We start from the raw sequence: 14,509 nt of genomic DNA on the forward strand, positions 1-14,509 counted from the left end.
TCTTCGGAATATTTACATTCCCATGCCAGCCCAAAAACTCTAGAAGATAAATGATCCCCGTATCTGGAGCTATCTGCCACCACTGCAACTCAGCTGTTGGAAAAGCATGATAGTTGTCAGTCTAATTGCCTATAGAGAGTTTGCAGGTATTCATTTAGGATCGCTCTCTTCTGCCTCTAATGTGATTTAATCAAAAACTTCTTTTGGATATCTGCTATCTAGTCGGATCGGTATGAATCTTTCTTGGAGAATCCGATTGCTGTTCATAGCGGGTTAGTAGGTGTTAACTGCTTTAGAACAGAATCAACCTCTGCTTCTAGATCCTTAAACTTAGCTTTGTCCTGAGGATTCTCACTCCAATCCTCCATGACATCTAAGCTGCCGGCAAGAAATGCACTTCGACAAGCTTGACGGCGAATTTTGCCACTAGAGGTTTTAGGAATACTTCCAGTCTTGATGAGTACCGTAGCGAATATATCCAGTCCATGCTGTGCAATCACTGCTTGTCTGACATTTCCGACAATTTCTTGAACGTTTAACTTCCGTAAGTAACTCCGCTCTACCTCCTGAACAATAACTAGTCGTTCAGAATTCTTGAAATCAACGGAAAATACTGCTCCTGAACCAGGTCTCAGGGCGGGATGACTCTTCTCAACAGTCAGTTCAATATCTTGTGGATAATGATTTTGCCCTCTGATGATAATTACATCTTTGAGTCTCCCTGTGATAAACAACTCCCCGTCTTGCAAAAATCCTAAGTCTCCAGTGCGGAAAAATGAGACTGAGGTTGCACTATCGTCAACACCTGTATCTGCTAAATATGCATGAAAAGTTTTCTCTGTCTCCTCAGGTTGATTCCAATAACCTTGAGCAACACTCGGTCCTGCTACCCAGATTTCCCCCACTTGCTCAGAAGCACACATCGTTAAGGATTGGGGATCGACAATGACCACCTTCTGATCAGCAGGACTTTGCCCACAACCTACTATCGTCAGGGTATCTCCGTGACTCTTGTGCTGCTTCACAATTCGGTTTTGCTCTAATGCTGCTTTTTCTACGTTGCAAGTGATTGGTAAGGCTGTTTTCTCACCCCCGCTTACTATTAGAGTGGTTTCTGCCATCCCGTAGCAGGGATAAAATGCTTCTTTGCGGAAGCCACAAGGCGCAAAAGTAGAAGCAAACTGCTCCAAAGTCTCAGCACGGATAGGTTCAGCACCAGTAAAAGCAACCTCCCAACTGCTGAGATCAAGAGTCGTTAGCTGTTCGGGTGTCACCTTGCGAATGCAAAGATCATAAGCAAAATTTGGGCCGCCACTAGTTGTAGCTTTGTAGTGGGATATTGCCTGCAACCAGCGAATTGGTTTTTGGAGAAACTCTACTGGAGACATCAGAATGCAAGGAACCCCTAAATATAAGGGCTGCAAGACATTTCCAATCAGTCCCATGTCATGGAAAACAGGCAACCAACCAACAACAATAGTTTTGTTTGTATGTCCGAAGGCTTTCTCGATCATCTGCTCGTTATGCAGCAGATTTCCATGAGTAATCATCACGCCCTTAGGTGTCCCTGTAGAGCCAGATGTGTATTGAAGGAAAGCTAAGGTATTACCGTCCAGTTCCTGCGGTTGCCATGCTTGGGCGAGATCGTTACTCAACTCATCGGTAGCTAGCCAATGCAATCCAGAAATTTCCAAATCCTCTTGATTGAAGCTAGTCTGGAGGTTATCCAAAAGAGATTTAGAAGTAAGTACAATCTTGGCTTGGGCATCTGCTGTCATTGCCTGCAACCTGGACAACTTTTGATTTCGCCTGGGTGGATATGCCGGAACAGCAATAACGCCAGCATATAAACATCCGAAGAAAGCAGCAATAAAATCTAGACCCGGTTGATATAGGAGCAAAGCACGTTCACCGACAATATTTAGAGACTGGAGACTAGCTGCGATCGCTTGTGCTTCCAGATGTAATTCTTCATAAGTCAATGATTCTGCTTCTTTTTCTATACTTTGTAAAAAAGTATAAGCTTTCTGTTCAGGCTGATTTTTTGCTCTGTAACTCAGCAATTCAACTAATGTTGAAAAATGAGCGGGAGTTATGGAGCTATTGGAATAAAAACTCATTCAATGTGCCTCTATTCAATTACAGTTATTTTTTTAGGTAGATACAACATTTAACTGGTATCAAACAATTAAAACACTAGTATCTTTCTCAATATTTATTAAAAAATTAATTATTTCGATAAATAATAAATATTCCCTCACCAGTTGATTTTTTGTTAGGTATTATTTACAAAATTTATTATTTTTACTACGCTTACTCTATAGCAATTTTACCTATAAGTCAACATGTTTTCTAAAAACATCAATCAATATATTTGATAGTATTGGCTTTTAATTACTTGATTAATCTATAGTTAAAAAAGCATAGAAAAATTTCAACATAATAACCAATTGAGATTTTTATGTTTAGTTTAAATGTAATTTCTAGTTTATTTAAACTTAATCAAGTCTAAACAGTTCAAGCATAAGACCCAGGACTCAAGCTTGTTTCATTTTTGGTATTTGGCATCAAGACGCTCCGAATCTGTCCTAGTATTTTCCTGCGTATTTATGCTGCAAATAATAAATTAAAAACTATTTCGCTGTTTACAAAATATATTTTTCCTCAATCAAATATTGTTTGATGAAAATTAGAGCATAGGTAAATTACCATTTGTATATTTGTAACCTAATTAATAATTAGTTACAAATGCTGAGTTATTGTAGTGGTTGCAAGTCCCCTATGGTAGATTTGCAAGTAAACAATAGTAGTGGATGTTTGATCCAAGTTTGTGAACAATGTCCATTCTGCCTAATGTTAAAGTGTTGGCTATTTTAGTAAAGTTCTGAGAATGAAAAACTCATTTGGGGATCACGCTGCTGAAATGAAGATGATAATTAAAGAACGCCTGGTACAATTCGCTGGCGCGAATTACCACAAGAAGCCATCAATAAATCCCAAAGTTCAGCGCGAAATAAGCGATCGCAAATATATTGATACTAGGAAAATATAGATAGCAACTGCTTACCCAAGGCTGTTTCATTCCCTAAAAGGCGCTGATTTACAAGTGTTTCAAGCAAAAAAATCAGGTGACTAAAAAATCTGATTGCACAAGAAAATAGCGATGCCTTCTCTGCGAGAGGCTTGTCTGCGATATGCTGCGCGTAGCTTGGGCAACCCTTTTAGTGTACGCAGTTAAATTTATCCGTTGAAGTGGTAATTTTTCTTTTTCCCACTTTCCTAAATTTCACAGCGAGTACTCTTGATAAAATCATCACCTTATCGAATGAAACAGTCCTACTTGCTCATCTTCAAGAACGCGCTACAGAATTACAAATTTCGATCTCTGTTTTCTACGCACCTATGTTGCTTTGAATGTAACTATCCTGCTTTGACTCGAAATAAATAATCAATGCTGAATAATCAATTCCCATATCTGTCTATTCCTTTTGATAGAGATACATAGATGATCAATAATTAATTTGTAGAGTCCTCAGATTAGCTAACCAAATTTGCTAGTTGCGGAATTTGGCACCTTTAGCAAAATTATGTTGCCAGATAAAAATCTAAATTGGCAGATTTTGTGTATTCAAATCCCAAATTTGGTTATTTGTAGGATTTTAAAGATTTTATGCTGCCAATTTTGTGACTAATTGAGAACTTTCTACTAAACAGAGAAACAAATTTATTTAGCCAAAATTTTGGTTATTTAGCCAAAATTTTGCCTGTAGCGGTGGATTGTCTAAAAAATAAGTGTTACAAGCCTTACAGCTGACAAAAGGTTGCGCTATAACACCTTGATTTTCACGTAGAGTCCGTGTCATAATTAGCAGAAGTTGTCTATTTATGGTGAAGAGCCGCACAAAAGTGCAGCAGATAATTCTGAAATTTCTCTTGCCCGAGATTTTGCAGAAAATTTACAGCAAGCTAGCCCACAAAGGTTAACTTGTTAGCAGCCAGATAAACAACTAAAACTGGGATAAGCCCTCTGGCATTTTCGGAGACTAGGGGGTTTAACTCCCGGTTTAAGTAATAACTTAGGTTTTACTTAGTAACATTTTGGATGTCAAAACGTAAATCCAAGTTTTATATGGCTCTTAGTTGATTTTTGAAGTAAATCTGCTATTCCAAATAAACATCACAGCCTTCCTATTTCAGAATAATATCCGTGAATGAAATTAATTGAAATCCCGGAACGCAAATATTCTCAAGTCTAATTAGGGTTAGACGGTAATTACCAACCCATAAAATCTGTTTGAGAAATGCGAGCACGGCAGAATTCAGAAATACCTATGAAGTAGTTACTTGCAAAGGTTAACTCTGGAAAGGGCAGATTAATACCCATCATGAATTCATCACAGCAATTTCCTCTTTTTGCTATTTACATGTGTATTTTTAATGGTATTTAGACAAGCCAACTTAAACAATACACTGATTTGATGATTAATGCAACATTTTCTTAAGTTAAATTACGTAGTTTGAAAAAACTCAGCTTTCTATTCTAGCCAGAAAGGCAGAGGATGGAAGAGATTTATCTCTTCGTCGGAATGGGGGAACACAAGAGGGGAACACAAGAGGGGAACACAAGAATTGCGAGTACTAAAAGGAGCGAATAATTTAGGCCCCCACCAAAATCTTTGATTTGGGCTATCAATTAGTGTGGGTCACAAGTCCACACGTTTATTTGCATCCTTGTATTTTTAGCATACCTGCTTTCTGCTTTCTTTACACTAAAACACATATTTTTTTATTTTTTAACAAATTCGGTGGGTTGTAAGTTGCTTGAGCTTCTATCAAGCAGCAAGTTTTGTGTTGGAGATTTAATCCCAACACAAAACTTAACTTCCGACTTTTTTAACTCTGGATAAGTAAGTGGGCGTGAATAATTTAAGGTTTGTAGTCAGGGGCTTTAGCCCGATTTTAAAGCCTGAAGCCCTTGCTAGGAAGCAATCCAACTATTTTTACATTATATAACATAGTTTAATTTATTCTTACCCACTTACTTGGTAAAAAAAAGTTAATTAAGTAGGATTTACGCATTGACAGAAGCTCCGCTATGTGGATTGAAGCAAACCTGTTGTTTAAAGTGTTTTAGAGAGCCAGTCCACTAATATGTGTTGACAAAAACTGAAGTATGTGTATTGGGGGTAAAATACCTGTTTTGAGCTAAACATTATGTCAATAAAGTTTGACATACGCTAACTCTGTGAGTTTTTATCCCCTCAACACTTGCTAGTCAATTCCATAATTTTCTCAAACTGAAAATCATGAGCGAAATTTTTGATAAAATTTCGCAATACAGTGTTTTCAGAAGGGATTTGCTCAATCAATTCTAAAATCAGGTCATCACTACATTGGGCTGCGGCAGTGTACACCTGTTTTACCCATTCAGGCGACATTTCAGATAATAGAGTCACTAAATCGGTAAGCGTCAACATTGATTCTATTTCCTGTTGCCTTGCATCTGCTATCTGATAGCTTTCTTCTTGATAAATATATTGAACTCCTAAATATTCGCTCAATTTTTCTAGTAATAGTTCCTCGCGGAAAGGCTTGTTAATATAATCATCACAACCTGCCTTGATCATTGCCTCTCGCTGTTCCTCAAAAGCATTAGCAGTTAAGGCGATGATAATGGTCTTACGATTTGGGATTTGGGGTAGCACCTTTGGTGCGGTGGAAGTGTAACTGAGATTTAGAATTGAGGTTTCTTCTCTAGCTTTAATAATTTTTGTGGCTTCATAGCCGTCCATAATCGGCATCCGCATATCCATTAAGATTAGGTGTGGTTGCCATTTCTGCCAAAGTGCGATCGCTTCAGTGCCATTTGTTGCTTCCTGCACTACAAAGCCGATAGATGTCAGAATTTTGACTAGCACTAAACGGCTGTCTGTGGAGTCATCAACCACCAAAATGCGGTATTCGCTTTGAGCGGGCGCTAAACTCATAACTTGGTGTCTAGTTTGTTTGATCTGGATTTCGCTGGCTGCGGCTAGACCAATTTGAATATCAAAACTAAATTTACTTCCCTCGCGAATAGTGCTGGAGACGCTAATATTTCCCCCCATTAGTTGCACGTATTTGCGACTAATTGCTAAACCTAGTCCTGTTCCCTGTTGCGATTTCCTTCCGGTTTCCGTTTGCCCAAAAGCTTCAAACAGCAAATCAATTTCTTGTGGGGCAATACCGCGACCAGTGTCTTGTACCTCAAAGAAGAGATGAGGGAGAAGTTTCTCCCTTTGCTCTTCTGCTTCTTCGCCATGCCCCATACCTACATACAGCGTCACCCTGCCAGTATCGGTAAATTTGATTGCATTTCCCAAGAGGTTAAGCAAGACTTGACGCAGTTTACTTTCGTCAGCTTGGACGTATTGGGGGAGGTAAGATTTATATTCAAAGACCAATTCTAATCCTTTGGAGGTGGCGCGGAAGCGCAACATCTCTTCGAGGTTTTCCAAGAGGCGAATTAAGTCAAAACTGTTGAGATTTAATGTTATTCTCCCAGCTTCGATTTTAGACATTTCTAAAATGTCGTTAATCAAGTTGAGGAGATGTTCGCCAGCACGATTGATGATTGCTAGATTTTGCTGATGTTCAGTAGATAAAGCATGATCATGGCTCATAACTTGGGTAAAACCGAGGATGGCGTTGAGTGGGGTACGTAATTCGTGGCTCATGTTGGCAAGAAATTCGCTTTTGGCGCGGTTGGCAGCATCAGCAATGATCACAGCTTCTTGCAATGCTTGTGACTGCGTTTGGGTTTGCGCCAGCAATTGTGCTTGCCCAAAAGCAACACCCAACTGATTACCAATTTGAACTACGATGTTGACTTCTTCTGTTTTCCATTGACGGGGAGCGGAATTTTGATAACTCGCTAGTAATCCCCAAAGCTGACTACCATATAAAATGGGGACAATAATGTAGGCTTTAGCCTGAAAGCGCTCTAAGAGGTTGACATAACAAGGATGAAACCCAGCGTTGTAAATGTCTGGGACACAGAGGAAACTTGCACCTGGGGTTACTTGCAGATCAGGATCTTGCACCTGATTATCCGCGCCAGCCAAAATTTTTGCTAGGCAACGGCCGTCTTGGAAAACACCTTCTGTGAGATCAGGGTTATTGTTGTGTTCTTCAATCAGAGAAATCCAACCATCACCTACCGACTCGGAGAGAAATTCGCCACTCCAGTGAGGATTGAAACGATAGACAACAACCCGATCGCAGTTGAGTACTTGCCGTAATTCTTGGGTTGTAGCCGCAAATATCGTCTCTAAATCGAGTGTTTGGCGCATCCTTTGAATCACTTGGGCGATCGCTCTTTCCCGTTCTGCACTCTCGCGCAAAGCTTCTTCTGCCAATTTTCTCTCGGTAATGTCTGTAATTGTACCGATGTAGCCTTGAATTTCTCCATGATCCCCAATTTCGGGCAAAGCCTGACAAATTACCCAGACGACTGTACTATCATCACGCAAGAAACGATGTTCGTGCTTATACATTTTTTTAGCGGCACTTACTTGATCCCATGCCAACAAGAGCTGCTCGCGGTCGTCTGGATGTACGGCATTTACCCAACCTTTTCCCAGAGACTCTTCTAAACTGCATCCAGTAATCTCACTCCAGCGTTGATTAAAATATAAGACATTGCCATCTATATCTGCGTGAAATATACAAGCTGGTGAGGCTTCTGCTAGAAGTTGATATCGCTGTTGACCTGACTGCAAAGCTAATTCTGCCAATTTGCGATCGTTAATGTCTGCCCAATAACCAACGCATTCTATAGGGTAATCAGCTTCGTCATGGATTAACCTCATCTTTTCGTAGAACCAGTGATAAGTTCCGTCAGCGTGTAACCATCGGTATTCATAGGAGATGTACTCCTGCTCAACAAGCTGGTTAAATTTTTCTGAGATCAGTTCAATATCTTGGGGATGGACGTGCTGGAGCCAGAAACTGGAATCCTCGATAAATTCCCGCGCTTCGTAGCCCACCATTGCTTTAATGTTTTCACTGATAAAGGTAGTGCTAAAATCTTCTGATGTTTTGCTGCTATAAATTACTACAGGGCTAGAGGTGAGCAGATATTGTAGGCGTTCGTTGGCTAAACGCAGTTCTTGTTCGACACGTTTGCGTTCGCGTAGCGCTGCTTGCAGTTCGCTAATTTCTACTAAAACAGTGCCGATACCAGAGGGGCGATCGTCCTCACCAGGAATCGGAAAATAAGAAGCTAAGAAGTGGCGGATAATATCTGGTTGTTTAATTGATGCAGCGCTTAATTCTTGATTGAGAATGGGTTGACCAGTCAACAGAACCTGTTGATAGATTGGTTCCACTAGAGGGGCGATGTGGGGTAAGACTTCATGGATAGTCTGGCCAATATGATCTTGCTGAGGTAGTCCATTAATCTCCGCCAGCAATTGGTTGATTTGCACAAAGCGCAGCTGGTTATCTACAATATTCATGCCGACGGGAGCACTGCTAAAAAAGGCATTGAGGCGAGCTTCTCTGAGTGCTAGTTCTTGTTCTAGGGTTTTGCGCTCAATTAATCCACCTAACTGAGCAGCAACAGCACTGACTAGTAAAAGCAAACGTCTATCTACCAATCCTGAGCTACGTTTAAAAAACACTAAAACAGCTAATACTTGGTTTCCAGCCAATATGGGAACACCAAAACTAGCTTTTAATCCTACCTTTGTGGCTTGTCGCGATCGCAAAAAAACTGGTTGTGTAACTTGAGAAACATCTTCTATCCATTCTGGTTCCTGGCTTTGCCAAACTCTTCCTTGTAGTCCCAATCCCAGAGTAAATTTCATAGTTTGGCTTTGGCGGCAGAATTCTGCTAAACTGCTCTGCTCACCGTACCAGCCCAGACAGTGTTCTAAAATAGTACCATCTTTATTAGGTATCCATGCTTCACCAAAGTCCCAACCAATAGTGTGACAAATTAAGCGCAAGACCACTGCTAAAGCGCTGTTGACATCACGAGCGCGAGCGATCGCTTGGGTTGTCAACAGTAGCAAACGGCTTTCATTTTCTGCTTGCTTGCGTTCAGTAATATCTTTTGCTGTGCCCAGTACGTACCATTGCTGATCAATCTCGATCATTTCCGCACTAAACAGTGTCGTTCTAATTTCTCCTGTTGAAGTGCAAACGTCAACCTCATAGTTACGGATGGCTTTAGTTTGTTGCAGCGTGTGGGCGAGGAAATTATATTCTTTTAGATTCGCCCAAATATTCAATTCTTGATCGGTGTGATCAATCACCTGAGAACGAGAATAACCAAAAAACCGACAAAAGCTGTCGTTAACTTCGATGTAGCGTTTGTTGCGAACAGTAATTAAGGCTATTGGATCAGGAGATGACCGAAAAGCTGATGCTAACTTTTCTTCAGAAGCCCGTCGTGCTGCTTCTGCGCGTTGGCGTTCTTTTGCCTCCAACACCAAGGATACTAAATTACCCAGAGAGCGAGCAAAATTTTGGTCTTCTAACGTCCAATGATGAGTAATTCCCACTGCCTCCAGACATAAAACTCCTACAGTCTTACCCTCCAGCCTAATAGGTGTATCGAGTCTGGAAGTAATGTTTAATCTTGAGTAAAATGCCGAAAATTCTCTAGTTCTGGGATCGGTATGGGCATCATCTGCGGCGATTGGTTGGTCTTGCTGCAAAGCTGCAAAATAAGCTGGATAGTCTGCTGCTGATAAGGAAAGTCCTTGGCTATGTTGATTGCGACTGGCCTCAAATAAGTCAAAACACTCGATTTTCATGCTTGTTTCGTCATACAGCCAGATACCAGTTCGTTCTACTCCAATATTTTTGACAGCTGTTTCTGTGATTTTACTCAAAGCTGCTTTCAAGTCACCCTGATAAAGCGTCTGATTTTGTGCCAGTTGGGTTAAGACTAGGTTATGATTGCGGAGCTTAATCGCGCTTTCTTGGAGTAATTTTTCTACACCCCAACGCTGTGTAATATTACTAGCAGTGCCTGTCATACCTATAACCAGAGCCTCTTCGTTGCGTAAGGCGATCGCATTAAACATTAGATAAAGTAAAGTACCATCTTTAGCGACACAGGTAGTTTCATGCTGAAAGATCGGCTTTCCCTGAAAAACACGCTCAAACGCTACTGTATCTTCAGCAACTTGTGTCGGCGAGATGAAATCAGTCAAGGTACGCCCAATCATTTCCTGGGGTTCGTAGCCATAAATCTGCTTGACTGCCGGGTTGACAAAGGTAATTAGTCCATCAATATCCACCGACCAGATCATATCCTGGGATGTTTCCACTAACTGGCGATATTGACTTTCACTTTTTTTCAGTGCGGCTTTGGCGCAGCCATTGCTTTGGAAAACTTCTCTACAAGAGCCTTTGCCAATGCTAACAGGAATTTCTGGGAAAATTTCTTCTAATTGTTTGTTGCAAATATTTAACTCCACAGCAACCCGTTGACGCTCTTTAATCTCCTCTTGCAGTTGGGCATTTTGTTCTTTTAGCTGTTTTTTTAACCTTTGGAGAGTGAGTTGATTTTGGATGCGTAATAAAACTTCTTTAGTTTGGAATGGTTGAGTAATATAGTCAATATCGCCTAAATCAAAGACGTTTGTTTTTTCAGATAATTCATCTAAAACACCGAAAAAGATTATCGGAATCTCTTGAGTTTTCTGGTTAGCTTTCAAATGTTGACAAACTTCATAACCATCCATCTTTGACATGAGAACGTCTAGCAAAATCAAATCAGGGGGAGAAGCCAGCGCCATATTGATAGCTAATTGTCCAGAAATGGCACTTTGCACCTGATAACCTTGGTGTTGAAGGATGTCTGATAAAAAATTAAAATTCTCTAGCTGATTATTAACTAATAAAATTTTTATTTGTTGAGCATTCATATCAGTTTCTAAGTTATAGGAATAAATTATTGAATCAAACTGAACATGAAATCAGAAAGCAAAACTCTGTTACAAGATTGTAAATAAAATTATCGTCTCTTACCAGCATACTTCAGCGCCGGGTCTAAGGAAAAATTGCAGATGAAGCAGGTTAAAGAAGAATTTAGAAGTCAAAATTCAGGAGTCAGAATCAAGACGCTCCAGGATGAGCTTTGCGTGACGCTATCAGTCCGGGATGCCGACCCGCGACTGATAGTCCGGGTAATTAAGCATAATACCCGCAACCCCAAAGAGCTAAAGCGTAGCTTTGGCTCTAAGAGCGTTTCTATATCTTTGAAATAGACATCTGGTGAAATTAAATATGCATTATCTAGAACCCCTGTAGAGACGCGAAATTTCGCGTCTCTACATTCTTTGTCGGAGATGTCTAATAGGTCAATTTTGATAAAAACCCCAGCTAAACTCATCGGCTGGGGTTTTTATTGCTTTTTTTTACTCAACACTGTTTCGGTAAATTCAGGGAGAGGGTGCTATTCCTCTTGCACATCAACCCAGATACTGCCTTCTTCCACACGAATCGGAAACACTGGCAATGCTTTTTGTTGTGAAACCAATGAGAGTACCTTACCTACACCAGGTGGCCAAGAACACCATTCTTGTACTTCACCAGTCCGCAGGTCAAAAGCGCTGCGATGGAAGGAACAAACAATTGCCCCACTTTCAGTGATTTTCCCACTTTTGAGCGGTAATTTTAAGTGAGGACAGTTGTTATCTACAGCATAAAGCTGATTTTCGTGATTCAAAACCAGAATTTTCCGGTTGCCAACTTTCACCACTTGTCGGGCACCTGGGGAAAGTGCTTCGACTGCAAGAACTTTAGTCCAGCTCATTAGGTTCTCCTCTCCTAATATATCTGCTTTCAGTTTCCCGCAATTGTGACCAGTGCGATCGCCTTTCAGTAGTGGGGAAGGATAAAGTCAGTAGCTCACAAACTTTTCCTGAAAGAGTGATGGCTCGTGAGATACCATAACTATAAAATATGACATTAAATTCCATCTTGATACTGAATAAAATGATTTCTGGGTAAACTAAAGAGAGTGCTTCCTGTCCCAGCATCATGGGGATTGTGGCTGATAACAGACAATTTTGAGCGATATAAAAAATGATTAAGACAAGTTACGAATTTGACCAGTCTATCCTGCCCGCAGGAGCTTCATTAAAGACTAATATTTTGCTACGTTTTCGGGCTGAGATCGCTGAATCTCCTCGACGTAAGCTTAACCTTTCTCTGGTAATTGACCGTTCCGGCTCTATGGCAGGCGCTCCCTTACATCATGCACTCAAAGCCGCTGAGTCTGTGGTGGATCAACTTGAGCCAGATGACATTCTCTCAGTAGTTGTTTACGACGATGAAGTGGATAGCGTTGTACCACCCCAGACTGTGACTAACAAGGCTGCACTGAAAAATTCTATCCGCAAGGTTAGAGCCGGTGGTATTACCAACTTATCGGGGGGATGGCTCAAAGGATGTGAACATGTCAAGACGCGACTTGATCCCCAAAAAATAAATCGTGTTCTCCTGCTTACCGATGGTCACGCCAATATGGGCATTCAAGACCCCAAGATACTGACGGCGACATCGGGGCAAAAAGCTGAGGAAGGCATTATCACAACTACGTTAGGTTTTGCTCAGGGTTTCAATGAAGACCTGCTGATTGGGATGGCAAGAGCCGCCACGGGCAACTTCTACTTCATTCAAAGCATCGACGAAGCAACGGAAGTGTTTAGTATTGAGCTAGACAGTCTCAGAGCAGTAGTGGGACAGAATCTGAAGGTGACACTGGAGTTGGCTGATGGTGTCAGCCTTGTTGATACCTTAAGTCTTGCTAAAGTTAGCCAGAATGAAGCTGGTCAAGCTGTCCTCACCTTGGGAGAGCTTTACGAAGGCGAAGACAAACTTCTTGGTTTGAGTTTGGTGATATCAAGCGCTCAAATTGGTGAGTTACCTGTGATGAAACTGCATTACAGCGCCGATGTTGTGCAAGATGACCTGATTCAAAGCGTGTCAGGTACAGTAGATATCGTCACCAAAGTTGGCACTGTCGAAGAAGCAGCTTTTGCCTCTACGAGCCAGATCATTCTGGAACTGAGTCGCCTCACCATTGCTAAGGCCAAAGAGACTGGACTGAATCTAGCTGAACATGGCAAGCATCAGGAAGCTGAACAAACCCTCAGGGCGCTTGTGAAAAATTTGCGGGATAAAGGGTTGAATGAGAATTTTGAAATTGCTGAAGAGATCGATCAGCTTGAGTATTTTGCAGGTCGGATCGCCCAAAAAGCTCTAGGCAATGCCGGACGTAAAGAGATGCGGGATCAGTCTTACCAGACGATGACGCGCAATCGCAGCGATTTGGTGGGTCGCGGTGTCACTGCTGGCGATGAAGTGTACACGATACCGATTGTGAATGAAGTCGGTTCAGGTGTTGAATTGTACTGTGTTCGTGAACGGGGTAAACTGCGGATCAAAGTCATGTCCGAAGTCTACGATTCAACGAAGAACATCCAGTTTCCTCGGGCCATTCGTGCGGAGGGAGCACGCTATGTTGTTGAAGGACTGGAACTCTCAAGCGAACGCACTTTCTACCGTGTACGTGGTAATATCACCCGTTTTGCCCAACCCGGTAAAGCAGATATCTTCGTTGCCCCTAGACAATCGAATCTAACTAACACAGGCAAAGCTTCCAAAGGCCCTGCCAGTGCAGCCGATCTGACCACAACTGACACTGTAGGAGACAGCATTTTAGTTCAGTGTGTCAAAGATGGCAGCAAGCTACGTGCTAGGGTAGTTTCTGACGGATATGAACCAGATTGGAACATGCGTTTTCCGCGATCGGTTCGCGAGGAAGGAACGCTTTATGTCGTTGATGAAGTCAAAACAGTACCTGATGGCAAGTCTTATATTGCGTGTGGTGAAATTAAGCGATTTGTGCAACCTAACAGTACTAATTGAGTTGAACAAGAAAGGCAGGAGCAATAAGAAACTGTCGTGGGAATCGCCGCAAGCGACTGGCTCAACTTTTCGTAAAATCCAACAAATAAATTATTTAATCTTGTGGGGTGGACAGCGTTCGACTGAGCGCTCACGCCGAAGTCTTGTCCGCCTCTGGCTATGGGCGGGCGAGATGCCATTGGTGTCATAACGTGAAACCCAGTCTATAAGGAGCTTTGAGAGGTTGTCTCGTTCCCAGTCTCTGACTCTTAATGCCTAATGGGTGGGTTGCCGCCTCAAGACTTGCGGCAGAGCCACAATGATCAGCATTTCCAGCCTCTGGGCTGGAAACGAGGTTTTAAAGTGGTTTGGGCTTAAGTTGACACCAATGGCCAGACGCCCAACCCACAATCAGTAGTTGAGTATTTTTTTATTTGTCAGTCCCTTATAATCCAATACGCTTGGGTTAAGGCTAAAACTCTTTGTCAAAGTCAATTTTTTTAACGAACCGCAAAGGAGAGGCAGCGCGTTGCGGTGAATCCAGCGCTGTAGGCGGGTTTCCCGCCGTAGGCGACTGGTGAACCCGAAGGGGGGTTCC

At 41.7% G+C, this 14,509-nt stretch carries 5 protein-coding genes; 2 read left to right on the forward strand and 3 right to left on the reverse strand.

Annotation, left to right across the window (positions count from 1 at the left end; translation table 11 throughout):
* Positions 1-263: 263 nt before the first annotated feature.
* Together PUQ00_RS11515 and PUQ00_RS11520 are read right to left on the reverse strand one after the other, a co-directional pair.
* Complete coding sequence (locus PUQ00_RS11515; protein WP_300416207.1) at positions 264-2,120, reverse strand: fatty acyl-AMP ligase; 1,857 nt, start codon at positions 2,118-2,120, stop codon at positions 264-266.
* Between the two features lie 3,141 nt (positions 2,121-5,261).
* Positions 5,262-10,922: a PAS domain S-box protein gene (locus PUQ00_RS11520; protein ID WP_300416209.1), complete on the reverse strand. Its 5,661-nt coding sequence runs from the start codon at positions 10,920-10,922 to the stop codon at positions 5,262-5,264.
* Between the two features lie 141 nt (positions 10,923-11,063).
* On the opposite strand from PUQ00_RS11520, the gene PUQ00_RS11525 reads away from it, so the two are divergent.
* Positions 11,064-11,264 (forward strand): hypothetical protein, encoded by a 201-nt coding sequence (locus tag PUQ00_RS11525; RefSeq protein ID WP_300416210.1) that lies wholly within the window; start codon positions 11,064-11,066, stop codon positions 11,262-11,264.
* A gap of 188 nt (positions 11,265-11,452) precedes the next feature.
* On the opposite strand, the gene PUQ00_RS11530 is transcribed toward PUQ00_RS11525, so the two are convergent.
* Entirely contained in the window at positions 11,453-11,812 is a 360-nt protein-coding gene (locus tag PUQ00_RS11530; RefSeq protein ID WP_300416211.1) for a Rieske (2Fe-2S) protein, read from the reverse strand.
* A 272-nt stretch (positions 11,813-12,084) separates the two neighbouring features.
* Here PUQ00_RS11530 and PUQ00_RS11535 point away from each other — a divergent pair, with 272 nt between their 5' ends.
* A complete protein-coding gene (locus PUQ00_RS11535; RefSeq protein WP_300416213.1) occupies positions 12,085-13,932 on the forward strand; it encodes a VWA domain-containing protein in 1,848 nt (615 codons plus the stop codon).
* Positions 13,933-14,509: the final 577 nt, after the last annotated feature.

It is taken from the genome of Nostoc sp. S13 (assembly GCF_029379315.1).
In the GTDB taxonomy this organism is placed as follows: Bacteria; Cyanobacteriota; Cyanobacteriia; order Cyanobacteriales; family Nostocaceae; genus Nostoc.